The organism is Delftia sp. DS1230, assembly GCF_040112715.1.
GTDB classification, from domain to species: domain Bacteria; phylum Pseudomonadota; class Gammaproteobacteria; order Burkholderiales; family Burkholderiaceae_C; genus Comamonas; species Comamonas tsuruhatensis.
In genome coordinates, this window is the sequence record NZ_CP157763.1 from 3,679,427 (window position 1) to 3,697,180 (window position 17,754).

The 17,754-nt window shown below is 69.1% G+C and carries 15 protein-coding genes; 8 read left to right on the forward strand and 7 right to left on the reverse strand.

Going from position 1 to position 17,754, the window contains the following annotated elements; genetic code table 11:
* Positions 1-4: 4 nt before the first annotated feature.
* A complete protein-coding gene (locus AAN986_RS16525; protein ID WP_047217323.1) occupies positions 5-1,342 on the forward strand; it encodes a D-tagatose-bisphosphate aldolase, class II, non-catalytic subunit in 1,338 nt (445 codons plus the stop codon).
* Here AAN986_RS16525 and AAN986_RS16530 read toward each other — a convergent pair.
* Entirely contained in the window at positions 1,317-2,231 is a 915-nt protein-coding gene (locus AAN986_RS16530) for a LysR family transcriptional regulator (protein WP_046985485.1), read from the reverse strand. The two genes, AAN986_RS16525 and AAN986_RS16530, sit on opposite strands and share 26 nt — an antisense overlap.
* Positions 2,232-2,349: 118 nt before the next feature.
* Here AAN986_RS16530 and AAN986_RS16535 point away from each other — a divergent pair, with 118 nt between their 5' ends.
* Positions 2,350-3,393, forward strand: a complete 1,044-nt coding sequence (locus tag AAN986_RS16535; protein ID WP_047217322.1) for a bile acid:sodium symporter family protein — start codon at positions 2,350-2,352, stop codon at positions 3,391-3,393.
* A gap of 59 nt (positions 3,394-3,452) precedes the next feature.
* On the opposite strand, the gene AAN986_RS16540 is transcribed toward AAN986_RS16535, so the two are convergent.
* The 5 genes from AAN986_RS16540 to AAN986_RS16560 form a co-directional block, all read right to left on the reverse strand.
* The gene (locus AAN986_RS16540; RefSeq protein WP_047217321.1) at positions 3,453-4,553 is read right to left on the reverse strand and encodes a DUF6817 domain-containing protein; all 1,101 of its coding nucleotides are present in this window, start codon (positions 4,551-4,553) and stop codon (positions 3,453-3,455) included.
* Complete coding sequence (locus AAN986_RS16545) at positions 4,550-5,080, reverse strand: cupin domain-containing protein (protein WP_012205013.1); 531 nt, start codon at positions 5,078-5,080, stop codon at positions 4,550-4,552. Before AAN986_RS16545 ends, AAN986_RS16540 begins: the two co-directional genes overlap by 4 nt.
* Before the next feature lie 4 nt (positions 5,081-5,084).
* The gene (locus AAN986_RS16550) at positions 5,085-5,894 is read right to left on the reverse strand and encodes a MetQ/NlpA family ABC transporter substrate-binding protein (RefSeq protein WP_047217319.1); all 810 of its coding nucleotides are present in this window, start codon (positions 5,892-5,894) and stop codon (positions 5,085-5,087) included.
* A 79-nt stretch (positions 5,895-5,973) separates the two neighbouring features.
* A complete protein-coding gene (locus AAN986_RS16555; RefSeq protein WP_012205011.1) occupies positions 5,974-6,639 on the reverse strand; it encodes a methionine ABC transporter permease in 666 nt (221 codons plus the stop codon).
* Between the two features lie 3 nt (positions 6,640-6,642).
* Positions 6,643-7,689 (reverse strand): methionine ABC transporter ATP-binding protein, encoded by a 1,047-nt coding sequence (locus AAN986_RS16560; protein WP_047217318.1) that lies wholly within the window; start codon positions 7,687-7,689, stop codon positions 6,643-6,645.
* A 433-nt stretch (positions 7,690-8,122) separates the two neighbouring features.
* On the opposite strand from AAN986_RS16560, the gene AAN986_RS16565 reads away from it, so the two are divergent.
* From AAN986_RS16565 to AAN986_RS16590, 6 genes are all read left to right on the forward strand, one after another.
* Positions 8,123-11,044: a molybdopterin cofactor-binding domain-containing protein gene (locus AAN986_RS16565; protein ID WP_047217317.1), complete on the forward strand. Its 2,922-nt coding sequence runs from the start codon at positions 8,123-8,125 to the stop codon at positions 11,042-11,044.
* Positions 11,041-11,637 carry a (2Fe-2S)-binding protein gene (locus AAN986_RS16570; protein WP_047217316.1) on the forward strand — a complete coding sequence of 199 codons (597 nt, stop codon included), beginning with the start codon at positions 11,041-11,043 and terminating at the stop codon, positions 11,635-11,637. The genes AAN986_RS16565 and AAN986_RS16570 overlap by 4 nt, the downstream gene beginning before the upstream one ends.
* Before the next feature lie 5 nt (positions 11,638-11,642).
* Positions 11,643-13,088, forward strand: a complete 1,446-nt coding sequence (locus AAN986_RS16575; RefSeq protein WP_052862646.1) for a cytochrome c — start codon at positions 11,643-11,645, stop codon at positions 13,086-13,088.
* A gap of 231 nt (positions 13,089-13,319) precedes the next feature.
* Positions 13,320-14,225 (forward strand): SDR family oxidoreductase, encoded by a 906-nt coding sequence (locus AAN986_RS16580; RefSeq protein WP_013802852.1) that lies wholly within the window; start codon positions 13,320-13,322, stop codon positions 14,223-14,225.
* Positions 14,222-15,727: an acyl-CoA synthetase gene (locus AAN986_RS16585; RefSeq protein WP_047217315.1), complete on the forward strand. Its 1,506-nt coding sequence runs from the start codon at positions 14,222-14,224 to the stop codon at positions 15,725-15,727. Before AAN986_RS16580 ends, AAN986_RS16585 begins: the two co-directional genes overlap by 4 nt.
* Positions 15,728-15,760: 33 nt before the next feature.
* Positions 15,761-16,738 (forward strand): tripartite tricarboxylate transporter substrate binding protein, encoded by a 978-nt coding sequence (locus tag AAN986_RS16590; RefSeq protein ID WP_012205004.1) that lies wholly within the window; start codon positions 15,761-15,763, stop codon positions 16,736-16,738.
* Positions 16,739-16,773: 35 nt separating this feature from the next.
* On the opposite strand, the gene AAN986_RS16595 is transcribed toward AAN986_RS16590, so the two are convergent.
* Positions 16,774-17,688, reverse strand: coding sequence for a LysR family transcriptional regulator (locus tag AAN986_RS16595; protein WP_016448094.1), 915 nt, complete (start codon positions 17,686-17,688; stop codon positions 16,774-16,776).
* Positions 17,689-17,754 lie beyond the last annotated feature (66 nt).

Sequence of the window (17,754 nt, forward strand, 5' to 3'; positions counted from 1 at the left end):
AACCATGCTCACCCACCTCACCCGTCTGGCACAGTCACGCTGCGGGCAGGCGCCAGCAGCCGCTGGCGGCGCGAACGGCGCACTCGGCATCTACTCCATCTGCTCGGCCCATCCCCTGGTCATCGAGGCGGCCATGCACCAGGCGCTGGACGACGGCACGCCGCTACTCGTGGAGGCCACCGCCAACCAGGTCAACCAGTTCGGCGGCTACACCGGCATGCAGCCCGCCGACTTTCGCCGTTTCGTGCTGGCCATTGCCGACCACTGCGGCCTGCCGCCAGACCGCGTGCTGCTGGGCGGCGACCACCTGGGCCCCACGGCGTGGACGCATCTGCCTGCCGCCGAGGCCATGGAACTGGCGCAGGACCTGGTACACGCCTATGCGGCGGCCGGCTTCGTGAAGCTGCACCTGGACGCCAGCATGGCCTGCGCAGACGACCCCCAGGCGCTGGACGACGAAACCGTGGCCCGCCGCGCCGCACTGCTCTGCCAGGCGGCCGAGCAGGCCAGCACCTGCCCCGCACCCGGCCCGGCCTACGTGATCGGCACCGAAGTCCCCGTGCCCGGTGGCGCCGCGCATGCGCTGGAGCATGTGGAAGTCACCGCGCGCGCCGACGCCCAGCGCACGCTGCAGGTGCACCGCGACGTCTTCGCGCAGCAGGGGCTGGACGCTGTCTGGCCGCGCATCATCGCGCTGGTGGTGCAGCCGGGCGTGGAGTTCGATCACACGCGCGTGGTGGACTACGCGCCAGCCGGGGCAGCCGACCTCCGGCAGTTGCTGCGCCAGCATCCGCAACTGGTCTTCGAGGCCCACTCCACCGACTACCAGCGGCCCGAGGCCCTGCGCCAGCTGGTGCAGGACGGCTTTGCCATCCTCAAGGTCGGGCCCGGCGCCACTTTTGCGCTGCGCGAGGCGCTGTTCGCGCTGGCCGCCATCGAGGAGCAGCTTGTGGACGCACCCCAGCGCTCCCACCTGCCTGCCGTGCTGGAGTCCGCCATGCTGGGCCGCCCCGCCAACTGGGAGCGCTACTACCGCGGCGAGCAGCCCGATCCCGGCGCCCAAAGGCTGCTGCGCATCTACAGCTACAGCGACCGCATCCGCTACTACTGGGCCGACCCCACGGTGAACGCCGCCGTGGTGCGGCTGCTGGACAACCTGTCCGCCTGCACCCTGCCCGAGAACATGCTCAGCCAGTTCCTCCCCGCCCAATACCAGGCCGTGCGCGCCGGGCGGCTGGCGCCCTCGCCCCACGCGCTGGTGCTGGACCGCGTGCGCGAGGCGATCAGGCCGTATGCGGCGGCCTGCGGCCACAGCCTCACAGCTGCCCCGCCTCCCCCCTGATCAAATCCCACACGCTTTGCGCCACGGGCGACAGTTCGCGTTGGCGGCGGCGCACCAGCATGATGTCGCGCTGCACGCGCGGCAGCAGGGGGCGGCTGGCAAGGGCGTCGGGGGCGGCGCCACTCGCGGGAATTCGCCATGTCTGCGGCACGGCCAGTTCCGGCACCACGCTCAGGCCCAGGCCCGCCTGGAGCATGCAGAAGATGGTGGTGGTGTGGCCGACTTCCTGGACCACGGCGGCCTCGGCGTCGTGGGCCTGCAGTGCGGCGTCGATCAGGCGGCGGCTGCCCGAGGCGTGGTCCAGCAGTACCAGCGGCTGGCCGGCCAGGTCGCTCCAGGCCACCTGGCGCTTGCGGGCCAGCCGGTGCGTGGCCGGGCAGACCAGGCAAAAGGGCTCGCTGAGTATGGTTTCGCAGTGCAGGTCGTCGCGGCCCTGCGGGTCGATGACCACGCCGAAGTCCACCTCGCCGCTGCGCACGCTTTGCAGCACATCGCTCTGGATGCGGTCCAGCAGCAGCAGTTCGATGCCCGGCGCCTGCTCGCGGCAGCGCGCAATGCAGCGCGGCATCAGGTGGGCCGACAGCGTGGGACTGCTGGCCACGCGCACCTTGCCCAGGCGCTGGGTGGCCAAGCCGCTGACTTCGAGCAGGCATTCATCCAGCGCGTCCAGCACGCGCGTGGCATGGCCCTGCAGCAGGCGGCCGGCGTCGGTCAGCTCCACCTCGCGCGTGGTACGGTGCAAAAGCTGCACGCCCAGGGCCTGTTCCAGCTCGGTGACATTGCGGCTGACGGCGGGCTGGGTCAGCGCCATCAGCTCGCCGGCGCGGCTGAAGTTGCGGCTTTCCGCCACGGCCAGGAAGGCGCGCAGCTGGCGCAGGCTGATATTCATACGGAAAAATTATAAAACCATCAGATAAATCCATTTCTCTTTTCAATGGCCGTGGCGTCCAATCGGGGCCTTGCAGCCTGGCTGCACGAACCGATAGTTAGTTGGAGAGAGTTTTCCCATGGCACGCCCCCGCTTCGCCCCTGACAATTTCACGCTGATGCTGCTGTCCACCGTGGCACTGGCCAGCTTCCTGCCCGCCTCGGGCGCCGTCTCGCAATGGCTGGAGGTGGCGACCACGCTCATGGTCAGCCTGCTGTTCTTCCTGCACGGCGCCAAGCTCTCGCGCGAGGCCATCTTTGCCGGCATAGGCCACTGGCGCCTGCACCTGACCATCTTCGCGGCCACCTTCGTGCTTTTCCCCCTGCTGGGCTGGGCGCTGCGCCCCGTGCTGGAGCCCCTGGTCACGCCCGAGATGTACATGGGCGTGCTCTTTCTGTGCACGCTGCCGGCCACGGTGCAGTCGGCCATCGCCTTCACGGCCATGGCGCGCGGCAACATGCCCGCTGCCGTGTGCAGCGCATCGGCCTCCACGCTGATGGGCATCGTGATCACGCCCATCCTGGTCAGCATGCTGCTGCACAAGAGCGCCGAAGGGGGCGACGCGCTGCAGGCCATCGGCAAGATCGCGCTGCAGCTGCTGCTGCCCTTTGTGCTGGGCCATCTGCTGCGGCCCGTGATCGGCGGCTTCATCTCGCGCCATGCCAAGCGCGTGAAGTTCGTGGACCAGGGCTCCATCCTGCTGGTGGTGTACACGGCCTTCAGCGCCGCCGTCATCAGCGGCCTGTGGCAGCAGACGCCCCTGCCCGCGCTGCTGGGCCTGCTGCTGCTGTCGTCCATCCTGCTGGCCCTGGTGCTGGTCATCACGTCATGGACGGCGCGCCGTCTGGGCTTTTCCAAGGAGGACGAGATCACCCTGGTGTTCTGCGGCTCCAAGAAGAGCCTGGTCAGCGGCGTGCCCATGGCCAAGGTGCTGTTCGAGTCCAGCGCCGTGGGCGCCATCGTGCTGCCGCTGATGATCTTCCACCAGCTGCAGCTCATGGTCTGCGCCGTGCTGGCCCAGCGTTATGCACGCCGGCCCATGCACCCCGAGGCGATCGAGGAGGGCGCCGTGCCCGCCAGCGCTGCGCCGGCCGCCAAGGCCGGAACGGCGCCGGCCAAATAAGGCGCAGGCGCGCTCCCATCACAAAAAAGCCTGGCTCTCGCGCCAGGCTTTTTTGCATCTCAGCCCTTCAGGGCCAGGTTGTTGAGCTTGTCCAGCCGTTCAGGCCAGCTTCCCTGCTGCGCCGACTGCAGCAGGATGCGCGTCCAGGCGATCCAGGCGTCCCACTGCACGCGCTTGTCCCAGGCATTGCCCCAGCCGCTGAAGCACTGCAGCGCGCTGGTGGCTGCGCGCGCGGCGTCGTCGGCGCGGCCGGCAGACAGGTAGAGCTGGGCCAGCACCATCTGCGGCTCGCCCACCCAGGGGTTCAGGCGCACGGCGCTTTCCAGCACGGCCGTGGCGGCGTCCAGCTCCACCAGCGGCTGGTCCAGCTGGATCACCGACCAGTACAGCGACACGGCAGCGGCCTCGTCGCCGGGCGACAGCTGCCGGCTGCAATGGTCGAACACCGGCGGCAGCGGCAGCTGGGCGCGCAGCGCCGGGTGCTGCAGCGCACGGCCCAGGTCGCTGATCTGGCTGAGCATGCGGCTGGCAGGCCGCATGGGACCGGGCCACAGCGAGGCTGCCCAGTACACGCCCTGCTGCCGCTGGTTCTGCACCTGCGGGAACTGCGAATAGATGTCTTCCTGCCAGCTGAACCACTGCTCCATGGCATCGGCCATGCTCACGATGGTGAAGGCCGCCACCTCATAGGCGCTCAGGCGCTGGCTGCGGCCGGCGGATTCCAGCGCCATGGAGCCGTCTTCGGCCAGGTCGCCGGCCAGGATCTTCTGCATGAACTGCGTGCGGCTCATGGTGCAGAACAGGTAGACCAGGTGCTCGGCGCCCTCGCCCACCAGCTCGCGCAGGCGGCCGCGCTCGCTGCCCGCGTCGAACTTGACCAGGTCCACGAAGGCGTTGCCGTAGACGCTGTGCAGCAGGCCCAGCAGGCGCACGTCGCGCGGCTGGCGCCACAGCGCCAGCGAACGGGCCACGCCCGCCAGGTGGTGGCGGAAGGTGCCGGCCTTGTGCCAGTCCTGGCCCACGCCGCGCGCCAGCACCACGGGCAGCACGGGGGCGAGGTCGGCATCCCTGCGCAGCCATTCCTCGTCGAGCAGGTCCTGGGCGCGCGTGAACAGCGCCTCGTCAAGTGTCTGGAACAGTGTCGGGACAGGCAGGCTCATGCAGGCACCTCCATGGCAGCGGCGGGCCGCTGGGTATATTGCGCCACCCAGCCCGCCGTATCGGCGAACAGGCGCAGCGCCTTGATGCGCCGCGTGGCGGTCAGCGTGAAGCGGTGCTCCACGCCGGCCGGTATGCGCAGGTAGTCGCCGGGCTGCACGCGCAGCACGCGCTCTTGGCCGCCGGCATCGAAGAAGCCGAACAGGCCTTCGCCTTCGAGGATGTAGCGCACCTCGTCATCGGCATGGGTGTGGGGCTTGTCGAAGCGCTCCAGCGCCTCGTCCAGGCCCGGGGTGCCTGGGTGCAGCACGACCAGGTCCATGCTGTGGTAGCCATGGGCCACGCATTCGTCCACCACCAGCATGCCCACGGCCTGGACCACGGTGGCCTTGCCGCCGTCATCCAGCTGGGCCTGCGCCAGCAGCGCGGCCAGGCCGGGCTCGGGCGCCAGCGGACGGTGCTGCCATTGCACGCCGATGGCGGCCACGAAGTCCGCGTCGGAAACCCGGTGGGATGCGAGGGCGCCCATGGTCTTACCAGGCCGCCGTGTAGGCGCCCTTGAACTGCGTGTCGATGAACTGGCGCACCTCGGGCGATTGGTAGGCCTTGACGAAGGCCTGCAGGCCCGCGTCCTTTTCATGGCCGGCGCGCGTGGCGATCAGCACGGTCACGTACGGCGTGTCCGTGGCTTCCAGCGCCAGCGAATCCTTTTGCGGCGACAGGCCTGCGGCCACGGCATAGCTGCTGTTGACGGCGGCGGCGTCCAGATCGTCCAGCGAGCGCGCCAGCTGGGCGGCCTCCAGCTCGACGAAGCGCAGCTTCTGCGGATTGGCGGTGATGTCCAGCACCGAGGCACGGGCGCCCGCGCCGGTCTTCAGTTCGATCAGCTTTTGCGCGGCCAGCACCATCAGTGCGCGAGAGCCGTTGGTGGGGTCGTTGGGGATGCCCACGCGCGCACCGCTCTTGAGGTCGGCCAGGCTTTTGATCTTCTTGGAGTACACGCCCATCTGCTGGTTGACCGCACGGGCCACGGGCACGAGCTTGTAGCCGCGGTCCTTGTTCTGGGCGTCCATGAAGGGCTGGTGCTGGTAGATGTTGGCATCCAGCTCGCCCTGCGACAGCGCCGCATTGGGCTGGATGAAGTCGCCGAACTCGACCAGCTTCACCTTCAGGCCGTTCTTCTCGGCCACTTTCCTGGCCACCTCGGCGATCTGGGCATGCGGGCCCGAGGTCACGCCGATGGTGACCGAGCCGTCGGCCGCATGGGCCGGCAGCGCGGCCATTCCCGCCAGGGGCAGGACGGCAGCCAGGGCCAGCGATTGAAGCAATGCGCGCTTTTTCATGGAATCCCTCTTTCAGACAATCTCGCGGCAGCTTGCCGCCCCGGCCACGCCAGCCGCGCCGGCCGCCGGGGTGTTTGGATCAGCGGTGGCTGAGCCTGCGCACCGCCCAGTCGCCCAGGCTCTGGATGGCCTGCACGAAGAAGATCAGGATGATGACCACGGCCAGCATCACGTCGGGCAAAAAGCGCTGGTAGCCGTAGCGGATGCCCAGGTCGCCCAGGCCGCCGCCGCCAATGGCGCCGGCCATGGCCGAGTAGCCGGTCAGGCTCACGAAGCTGATGGTCAGGCCCGCCACGATGCCGGGCAGCGCCTCGGGCAGCAGGATCTTCCAGACGATCTGGCCCGTGGTGGCGCCCATGGACTGGGCCGCTTCCACCAGGCCGTTGTCCACCTCGCGCAGCGCGGTCTCCACCAGGCGCGCCACGAAGGGGGCTGCCGCAATGGTCAACGGCACCACGGCCGCCCAGGTGCCGATGGACGAGCCCGTGATCAGACGCGTCAGCGGGATGATGGCGACCAAAAGGATGATGAAGGGCGTGGAGCGCAGCGCATTGACGATCCAGCCCACGATCTTGTTGGCCGGGCCGTTCTGCAGCACGCCGCCGTGGTCGGTCAGGCGCAGGAACACACCCAGGGGAATGCCGATCAGGCCGCCCACCAGGCCCGAGACGCCGACCATGATGATGGTCTCCCACAGCGAGCTGACGAACAGCTCCAGCATCATTTCCGAAAAATTCTCAAACATCGCTCAATCCTTGGTGGAAACGATCTGCACCTGCACGCCGGTGGCGCGCAGATGGTCCACGGCGGCATCGATCTTTGCCGCGTCGCCGCTGGCGAAAACGGCCAGCGAGCCGAAGGTCTGCTCCTGGATCTCGTCGATCTGGCCATGCAGGATGGACAGGTCCAGCCCCAGCTCGCGGATCAGGTGCGACAGGATGGGCTGGTAGGCGCTCTCGCCCGCATACGACAGGCGCAGCAGCCGGCCTTGCTGGCCCGGCGCCAGCTGGGCGGCCAGCGCATTCACGCGCACGGCCACCGACTCGGGCAGTTGCTGGGGCACGATCTCGTCGATCAGGCTGCGCGTGATGGCCTGCTGCGGGCGCGTGAACACGTCGATCACGGGGCCCAGCTCGGCAATCTCGCCGCCGTCGATCACGGCCACGCGGTCGGCGATCTGCTTGATCACCTGCATCTGGTGCGTGATCAGCACCACGGTCAGGCCCAGCTCGCGGTTGACCTTGCGCAGCAGGTCCAGGATGGAGCGCGTGGTCTCGGGGTCCAGAGCCGAGGTGGCTTCGTCCGACAGCAGCACCTTGGGGTGGCTGGCCAGCGCGCGCGCAATGCCCACGCGCTGCTTTTGCCCGCCCGAGATCTGCGCCGGATAGCGGTCGCGCAGCGCGCTCAGGCCCACCAGGTCCAGCAGCGGGTCCACGCGCTTCTTGATGTCGTCGGCCGACATGCCCGCCAGCTCCAGCGGCAGCGCGGCGTTGTCGAACACCGTGCGCGAGGACAGCAGGTTGAAATGCTGGAACACCATGCCGATGTCGCGGCGCGCCGTGCGCAGCTCGGCATCGCTGAGCTGCATCAGGTCACGGCCGCCCACCAGCACCTGGCCGGAGGTCGGGCGGTTGAGCAGGTTCAGGCAGCGCACCAGCGAGCTTTTGCCCGCGCCGCTGCGGCCGATGATGCCGAACACCTCGCCCGACTCGATCTGCAGGTTGATGCCCCGCAAGGCATGGACGGGCCCGGTGGGGCCCTTGTAGGTCAGGGAAAGATCCCGAATCTCGATCATGAAAAAACGCCACGGCGCAGGACGGCCTGGGGACGCCGCTGCGCATTGTTGGGAAGTGGGAGCAAATATAGGTTGCGCGTATAAAAACGCAAACTATAAAAAAATAAAGTAATAAGAAGCTCCGGTTATGCCCAGGACTTCACTACTTTCTGCACAACCCTCAACTATGCCTGAATGTGGACACGCCCTTGCCCTGCCGGGCTATGCGCGGCGCCACGGAGCACTGCGGCAAGGCCCTTCTTGCGCCGGCGTCTGATTGACAGTGCGGCCGGCACGCTGCCGTCGCGGCCTGGCGGCCCTGGCCCGCTCCTGCTTTTGACGATGGCAAGCACCCTCCGCTGCCGCCGCGCTGACGCCAGAAGCAGCCTTTGCTGACAGGCCGCGCGGCATGCGCCCTCCTACAGTGGGCTCAACCCCACAGGAGAAGAGCGCCATGCGCCCAGAACAACACTCCGGCGCCGGCAGCCAGGCCGGCGCGGCTCCCTTGTCGCGGCGCGGCTTTCTGCAGGCCGCCAGCATCGCAGGCGTCAGCGTCTGGGTAGCGCCGCTGGCCAGCCAGGCCTATGCAGCCCTCTTTGAAGACCGCGTCCTGGGCAGCGTGGCCCGCGAGCCGGCCACGCAGCTGCCGCGCATGCGGCTCGATGGCCGCTCCAAGGTCATGGGCGCCAAGGTCTTCGCCCGCGACATCCGCGCACGCGACATGCCGCACTGGCCCCAGCAGCAATCCCATGCCTTCATCGTGCGCACCACGCTGGCCGACCGGCTGTTCGACGGCATGGACCTTTCCGCACTGGACGGCGAGCTGGCGCCCGACCGCGTGGTCACCGCCGAAGACCTGGCGCGCGACGGCCTGGCCTTTCCCGAGTTCTATGGCGAGGACATGCTGCTACCCGCAGGCAAGACCCCCGCCTACCTGGGCCAGGCCGTGGCCATCCTCATCTACCACGACTTCGCGCGCTTTCGCTTTGCCAAGGAAAGGCTGCAGGCCACGGCCGGCGTCATCCGCTACGGCCGCATCACAGGCGCGCTGGACCGTCCACCCTGGGGCGTGTTCCGCTATGTGCGCCAGGGCGGCGCCACGGCCTTTGACGACGACGTGTTCTCCAGCCTGCGCGATGCCCCGCTGTTCCCCGCCGAACGCAAGCCGCTGGTCTGGCCGCAGATCTCCAAGGCCGACGCGGTCACGGCACGCGGCCTGCGCGCGGCCGAGCAGATCGCCCAGGAACTGGCCACGCCGCCGGCCGACTGGCTGGTGCTGCAGCGCCACTACGCCACGCAATCGGTGGACACGGCCGCGCTGGAGCCCGACAACGCCAACTGCTGGTATGACGCGGCCACGCAAAGCCTGCACATGGTGCTGGCCACGCAATCGCCGCACGAAGTGGCCGAATGGGCAGCGCAGATGGTGCAGGCCAGCAGGTTCCCGCTCAAGCGCCTTTTCGTGCACCCGTGCTACACGGTGGGCTACGGCTCCAAGGACCACGCGCCCATGCCCTACTACGGCCTGGTCTGCGCGCTGTATGCGGACGGCAAGCCCGTGCGCCTGGCCAATGACCGGTTCGAGCAGTTCCAGTCCTCGCTCAAGCGCCATGCCTTCGAGATCGACTACACCATGGCCATCGACAGGAAGACCGGCCTCTTCCAGAGCCTGGTGGCCAGCATGACGGCCAATGGCGGCGGCCGGGCCAACTTCTCGCCCTCGGTCGCCATGGTGGGCGGCACGGCGGCGCAGTCCATCTACTACTTTCCCAAGAACGACATCACCGCCGTGGCCCTGGCCAGCCGCGCGCTGGACGCGGGCTCGGCACGCGGCTACGGCACGCTGCAGAGCATGGCGGCCACCGAAATGATGGTGGACGAAATCGCCGAACTGCTGCAGATCGACCCCATCGAGCTGCGCCTGCGCAACGTGCTGACCTCGGGCGCCAAGAACACCCAGGGCGCCATTGCCGCTGGCGCCCTGCGCGCCGACGAGGTGCTGGAGCGCGCCCGCCGCCACCCGCTGTGGACCGAGCGCGCCAAGCGCAAGACCGCCTACGAGGCCAGCCACCCGGGCCAGCGCTACGGCGTGGGCTTTGCCTGCGTGCAAAAGGACTTCGGCACGGGCGGCGAGGCGGCCTTCGCCCGCATCGAGATATCGCCCCAGGGCCGCGTGCTGCTGCACCACTCGGGCACCGAGATCGGCACGGGCATGGGCACCTCGCAGGCCCAGCTGTGCGTGCAATGGTTCGGCAAGCCCGCCGACGAGCTGCAGACCGCCTGCCTGGACTGGCCGGAGCTGCCGCTCAAGGCCGAGGGCGACAACTACACCATGCCCCAGGCCGACCAGGACCGCTTCGCCACCCGGCCGCTGTGGACGCCGGTCTACGCCTCGCCGGCCAGCGCCAGCAACTCGGCCTACTACTACAGCCACGCCACCAGCGAGACGGCGCGCGTGGTCTTCGAGCACGGCCTGTGGCCGGCCGCCGTCGCCATCTGGAGCCAGGGCACGGGCGGCGGCCAGAAGGCGCCCTACGTGGTGCGCCGCGAGGACGCGCGCTGGGTCAACGGCATGCTCACGGCCAACGGCATGCAGCCGCTGTCCCTGCAGGCCCTGGCCCAGAAGGCCCATGCCATGCAGCTGGTCACGGGCGCCGTGGGCCATACCTTCAACCGCTGGCAATGGGCCGAGGCCGACTTCGACATCCTGGGCACCAGCGCGCGCCGGCCGCTTGACGCGCTGGCCGTGCGCCTGGGCAGCGCGCCCGATGCCGGCGCCGTCACGCCTGCCCCTGACACCACCGACACGCCGCAGGCGGCCACGCCCGTCGAGGCCTCTGTCACCGCGCGGCGCAGCGCCGCCGGCTACCGCATGATTGCGCGCCGCAACCTGTTCTATCCGCCCATGCAGCGCAACAACGCGGGCGTCACCTACTACAGCGCCAATGCGGCCCTGGTCGAGCTGGCGGTGGACACGGGCACGGGCGCGGTCGAGCTGCTGGCCCACCACTCCATCATGGAGTGCGGGCGGCCCATCGTGCCCGAGCTGGTGCACGGCCAGCTCGAAGGCGGCATCGCCATGGGCATAGGCCATGCGCTGTACGAAACCATGCCGCTGTACGAGGGCGGCCCCGGCGACGGCAACTGGAACTTCCACCGCTACCACCTGCCGCGCGGCAGCGAGGTGGCGGTCTGGAAGCAGACGGCCGAGCTGCTGCCCCCGCTGTCCGACACCGACCCACCCAAGGGCATTGCCGAGGTGGTGATGATTCCCATCGTCGCCGCCATCGTCAACGGACTGCACCACGCCATTGGCAAGCGCTTCCACGACCTGCCCGTGACCCCGCAAAAGATCAGGGAGGCACTCGCACCATGAGCCTTGTCCCGCGCCCCTTGTCGCTGACCGTCAACGGCCAGAGCGTCGGCCCCATGGACGTGCCCGAAGGCATGCCCATGATCGACTTCCTGCACGAATACCTGAACCTCACCGGCTCGCGCCTGGGCTGCGGCATCGGCGAATGCCGGGCCTGCACCATCATCGTGGACGGTCCCGAGGGCAGCCGCGAGATGCGCACCTGCATCACCGGCGCCCACTACTTCCAGGGCCGCAAGGTCCGCACCATCGAAGGCATTGCCGACCCGGCCGGCGCGGACACCGCGCCCCCATCAGCCCCGGGCGCCTCGGGTACCTCGGGCCAGCCGCGCAAGGTCATCGCCATCAGCCCCGTGCAGCAGAAGTACCTGGAGCATTTCAGCTTCCAGTGCGGCTACTGCACGCCGGGCTTCGTCATCGCGGCCACGGTGCTGGTCGAGCGCCTGGCCAAGGCGCCCATCCGCGCGGCCGATGTGGAACAGGTCGTGGGCGAGGCGCTGCAGCCCCACCTGTGCCGCTGCACCGGCTATGTGCGCTACTACGCGGCCGTGAAGGACCTGGTCCTGAACACGCCCGGGCTGACCTTGAAAGGATGAGCGCCATGTCCGCCGCCGACCCCAGCGCAGCCGCCCCCACCGGTGCCACCGCCGCCACCGCCGCGCCACCTGCCGACTACAGCGGTGCCCGCCCCCCGCCACCGCGCAGGCCCAGGCGCCGCTGGCGCGGGCTGCTGCTCATCCTCCTGCTGCTGGCCGTGCTGTTTGCCATTGCCGCCGTCTGGGGCAACCGGCCCCATGTGCCGCAGCGCGAGCCGCAGGCCGTGCACCGCAGCCCCCAGCAGCTGGCGCAGGGCCTGTACCTGGCGCGCGCCGCCGACTGCATGGCCTGCCATGACGGGGTGGGTGGCATGGGTGGCGCCCGGGAAGGCCAGCCCTTTGCGGGCGGCAAGCCCCTGCCCACGCCCTTCGGCACCCTCTACGGCACCAACATCACCCCCGACCCGGACCACGGCATAGGCCGCTGGACGGCCGAGGAATTCCACGCCGCCGTCACCCGCGGCACGGCGCCGGGCGGGCGCCAGCTCTACCCGGCCATGCCCTATGCCTCCTACCACCTGATGAGCCGCGAAGACTCGGACCTGATCTACGGCTACCTGATGAACATCCGGCCCGTGGCCCAGCCCAACACCAAGCCCGCCCTGCCCTTCCCCTTCAACCTGCGCGTGCTGATGTTCGGCTGGAAGACGCTGTTCCTGTCCAGCGCGCCGCTGCCCGTGGGCTCGCAGGGCCAGAGCCCGGCCTGGCTGCGCGGGCAGTACCTGGGCAATGTCATGGGCCACTGCGCCGAATGCCACACGCCGCGCGGCATGTTCGGCCAGATGCAGAAGGACCACTGGCTGCAGGGCGGCACGCTGTCCCTGTTCACGGCCCCCGGCATCACCGCCGAAGCCCTGGCCGCACGCGGCTGGACGCGCGAGGGCATGGCCCAGTTCCTGCAGACGGGCTTCTCAGCCCACGGCAGCGCATTCGATGAAATGCACGAGGTCATCGCCAACAGCACCCGGTACCTCACGGCCGAGGACATGACGGCGCTGTCCACCTTCCTGCTGGGCGACAACCCGCCCGCGCCCCAGCCCCTGCCGGCCGCCGTGTCCCCGGATTCCGGCACCGGCAACGGCGCGGGCACGCTGGACGCGGGCCGGGGCCACTACATGGCGCTGTGCGCCAGCTGCCACGGCAGCGAGGGCCTGGGCCGCAGCCTCACCATGCCCCCGCTCAAGGGCAACAGCACCGTGCGCCAGGCCGACGCCCGCAACCTGGTGCTGGCCATCCTCGTCGGCCTGCCCAAGCACCCGGCCACCCAGCAGGGCCCCACGCCCCTGCCCGGCATGCCCGGCTTCATGCAGGAGCTGACCGATGGCGAAGTCGCTGCCCTGGCCAACTACACCCGCACCACCCTGGGCGGCCAGCCCGCCGACGTGACGGCCGCCCAGGTGGCCGACCTGCGCAGCGCAGCGGGCAAGGCGGGGCACAGGGCTGCGCCCTGAACCCCCGGGCGGTTCTGCAGACCCCGCCCCGTATGCCCCCGCCTGCGTCTTGCACGCTTGCGGCGGTTGCGGGGTTGCAGTCCTGCCGAAGGACAGGACTGCTTCGTGAACTGGCTGTGATCACAGCCCGAAACCCCGCCCATTGTTTCCACCACGGAACCAACCGCGTTCCACCACCCTCCTTTGCCAGCCGCCCCTGTCTCCCTAGAGTGAAAGCAAAAGGAGACAAGCATGTTCGAAGCCAATCTATTCCAGGGCCAGCGCGTCCTGATCACCGGGGGCGGCACGGGGCTGGGCCTGGCCATGGCGGCCAAGCTGGCGGAACTGGGTGCCGAGCTGCACCTGTGCGGCCGGCGGCGCTCCGTGGTGCAGCAGGCCTGCGAGATGCTGAACAACGACACGGGCGCGCAGGCCTTTGCGCATGAACTCGACATTCGCCAGCCCGAGGCCGTGCACACCGTCATCGACCGCATCTGGGCCGAACACGGCCCGCTGACGAGCCTGGTCAACAACGCGGCCGGCAACTTCGTCAGCCGCACCGAGGACCTGAGCATCAACGGCTTCCATGCCATATCGGACATCGTCTTTCGGGGCACCTTCTACGTCACCCAGGCCGTGGGCCGCCGCTGGATCGCCGAAGGGCTGCCGGGCTCGGTGCTGTCCATCGTCGTCACCTGGGTGGACACGGGTTCGCCCTTCGTCGTGCCCTCGGCCATGTCCAAGGCCGGGCTGGACGCCATGACCAAATCGCTGGCCGTGGAATGGGGTCCCAAGCGCATACGGTTCAACGCGATTGCACCGGGCGTGATTCCCACCCAGGGCGCCAGCCAGCGCCTGCGCCCCAGGATCGACGGCAACGAGGACTCGGCCGACCGCCGCCGCCTGGACAACCCCACGCGCCGCCTGGGCACGGGCGAGGACATCGGCAACATGGCCGCCTTCATCCTGGCCCCGGGCAACACCTGGCTCAACGGCCAGACCATCACGCTGGACGGCGGCGACGCACTGGCCAACGGCGCCTACTTCACCGAATACCAGGCCTGGGACGATGCCGACTGGGCGCGCGCCCGGCAGATGGCCAAGGCCGCCAACCAGCCCAACGTCAACGATGGGGAGCAGGAGGCCACGCCCACATGAGCACCGCCGCCACGCCCCATTCCACCCTGGTCTTCGAACAGCGCACGCTGACCGGCGCCGCCCAGCAGCAGCGCGGCCGCCAGCTGGCCCAGGGCCTGCGCAGCCTGGGCCTGGCCGAAGGCGACGTGCTGGCCGTCTTCCTGCGCAACGGCATCGAATACGCCGATGTGGTCCATGCCTGCCGCATTGCGGGCATCTACTACTGTCCCATCAACTGGCATTTCACGGCCACGGAGATCGACTACATCCTGGCCGACAGCGGCGCCCGCGGCCTCATCACCAGCCAGGACCTGCTCGACGGCCTCAAGGGCGAGCTCTATGCGGACCTGCCCCGGCGCGTCGCCCACGCACGCGAGCCGGAACTGGACTACGAAACCTGGCTGGCCGCCCAGGCACCCTACGACGGCCCGCTGGTCGCGCCGCGCGGCCACATGGCCTATACATCGGGCACCACGGGCCGCCCCAAGGGCGTGCTGCGCAAGGCGTTTCCCGTGGAGGAACTGCCCCGGCGCCTGGCCGTGAACCAGGCGCTGATCGCCACCGCCTACGGCCTGCAGCCCGGCGCGCGCACCCTGCTGACCGCGCCCATCTACCACAGCGCGCCCAGCCTGTACTTCCAGAACGCGCTCATGCTCAGCGAGCTGGTGGTGCTGGAGCAGCGCTTCGACCCCGAGCGCTTCCTGCAGCTGGTGCAGGAGCACCGCATCGACACCGCCTACATGGTGCCCATCATGTACGTGCGCCTGCTCAGGCTGCCGCGCGAGGTGCGCGAGCGCTACGACATCTCCTCGCTGCGCTTCATCGCCTCCACCGGCTCGCCCTGCGCGCCCGAGGTCAAGAAGGCCATGATCGAGTGGATGGGGCCCATCATCAACGAGACCTATGCCTCCAGCGAGTCGGGCCTGGTCACCTTCATCGGCTCGGCCGACGCCCTCACCCACCCCGGCAGCGCGGGCCTGCCGCTGCAGGATGCCGAGGTCCGCATCCTCGACAGGCAGGGCCAGGCCCTGCCCACGGGCGAGGTGGGCCTGATCTACGTGCGCCAGCCCGCCTATGCCGACTTCACCTACAAGGGCAACGAAGAGGCCCGCCGCAAGATGGACCAGGGCGGCCTCATCACCCTGGGCGACATGGGCTACCTGGACGAGGAAGGCTTTCTCTACGTCTGCGACCGCGACTCGGACATGGTGATCTCCGGCGGCGTGAACATCTACCCGGCCGAGATTGAGAACGAGCTGCTCAGGCACCCCGGCATAGCAGACTGCGCCGTCATCGGCGTGCCCGATGCCGAGTACGGCGAACGGCTGCTGGCCCTGGTCGAGCCCGGCCAGTCAGGCACACTGCCCGAGGCGGAACTGAAAGAATGGCTGCGCGGCCGGCTGGCGGCCTACAAGCTGCCGCGCAGCTTCGTCTTCCAGCGCCTGCCCCGCGACGACAACGGAAAGATCGCCAAAAGAAAGCTGCGCGACGCCCACTGGGGCGCGACGCAGCGCAAGATCTGAACCCGCCAACACCGAAAGAGAAGGAGACAACGCATGAACAAGGCCATCGCATTGCTGCTTGCCGCTGCGGCCACCGCAGCCGCAGCCCCCGGGTTCGCCCAGTCCGACTACCCCAGCAAGCCCATCAAGCTCATCGCCCCGTATGCGCCGGGCGGCTCGGTCGACGTGCTGGCCCGCACCCTGGCCACGCACCTGTCCACGGAGCTCAAGCAGTCCGTGGTCGTGGAGAACCGGCCGGGCGCCAATACCATGATTGCCGCCTCGGCCGTGGCGCGCTCGCCCGCCGATGGCTACACCCTGCTGCTGGCCAGCAATGCCAGCATGGTCCTCAACCCCCTGCTCTACAAGAAGCTGAGCTACAACCCCGACCGGGAGCTGAAGCTCACCAACATCCTGGCCGAGGCCCCGCTGGTGCTGGTCACCAACAGCCAGACCGGCATCAAAAACGTGGCCGACCTCAAGGCCTACTCCAAGGCCCACGCGGGCAAGCTCAACTACAGCTCGGTCGGCCTGGGCAACCCGCTGCAGCTGACCACCGAGCTGATCAAGTCCCGCCTGGACGTGGCCGCCACCCACATTCCCTTCAACGGCAGCGCCCCGGCCCTCACCGCCCTCATGGCCAACGACACCCAGCTCATGGTGGACGTGGCCGGCACCTCCCTGCCCCACATCAAGGCCGGCAAGCTGGTGGCCATTGCCACCACCGGGCCCGAGCGCTCGCAGTTCCTGCCGCAGACGCCCACCATTGCCGAATCGGGCGTGCCGGGCTTCAGGGCCTCCACCTGGTTCGGCATTGCCGTGCCCGCAGGCACGCCCGCGGACGCGCGCAACACGTTGCAGGCCGCTGTCAACAAGGTCATGCTCAACCCCGAGTTCGCCAGCGCCCTGGGCAACCAGACCCTGGCCGCCAGAAAGCCCCAGACCCAGGCCCAGCTAGACGACTTCCTGGCCGCTGACGGCCAGATGTGGCGCAAGGTGATCGCCGACAACGCGATTGCGCTGGAGAACTGAAGACCGAAAAGGTGATGAACTAAGGGCCTAAGGACCTAAGGGCCGGACACCTCGGCCTGCTCCACGAAGCGCAGCAGGCTGGCCCTGAGGAACTCGGTCATCACCTTGACGGCATGCGAGGGCCGACGGTCCTCGGCCGTGATGATGTACAGCCGGTCACCCAGGCCGGACACCGTCCAGTCCGGGCACACGCGCTGCACCGCGCCCGATCGCAGCTCGTCCATCACCATGTAGTTGGGCAAGGTGGCCACGCCGCTGCCCCGGAGCATGGACTGCTTGAGGAAGGGGAAATGCTCGCTGGTGATGCAGGGCTCGCACTTGAGTGCAATCTCCTGCTGCCCCTTTTTCACCGAGACGGCATAGGTCTTGCCGTCGCCGGGCGGCGTCAGCAGCACGCCGTGGGGAATCTCGGCAGGGTCGTGGAACGGCCGCGCCTTGGCATAGGCGCTGCTGGCATACAGGCCAAAGCCCACCGGCCCCAGGTCGCGCGCCACCAGGTGCTCCTGCACGTCGCGCGCCACGCGCACGGCCACATCCACCTGGGCGCTCATGGGATCGCTCACCCGGTTGGAGAACAGCACGCGGATGCGCACCTGCGGGTGCCGCTTCTGGAACGCCAGCAGCATGTCGGCCAGGTACAGCTCGCCCAGGCCCGTGGGAATGCTCAGCCGCACCGAGCCCGTCACCACATGCTGCAGCGCGTCGATGGCGCCCTGCGCCGCCTCCACCTCCTGGATGATGCTGCGCCCGTGCTCGTACAGCACCTCGCCCGCCGCCGTCAGCAAAAAGCTGCGCGTCGTGCGGTGCAGCAGGGTCACGCCCAGCGCCGTCTCCAGCGCCTTGAGCTCCTTGCTCACCTTGGAGCGCGTGATGTCGCGCTTGCGCGCCGCAGCGCTGAGGCTGCGCGCGTCCACGATCTCTACGAAATTGCGGATGAGGTTGATGTCCATGGCTTGAGAGCGGCAGGTCAGGCGGTCGGCCTTGTGCGCGGCCGCAGGCAACGCGCCCGGACCGCC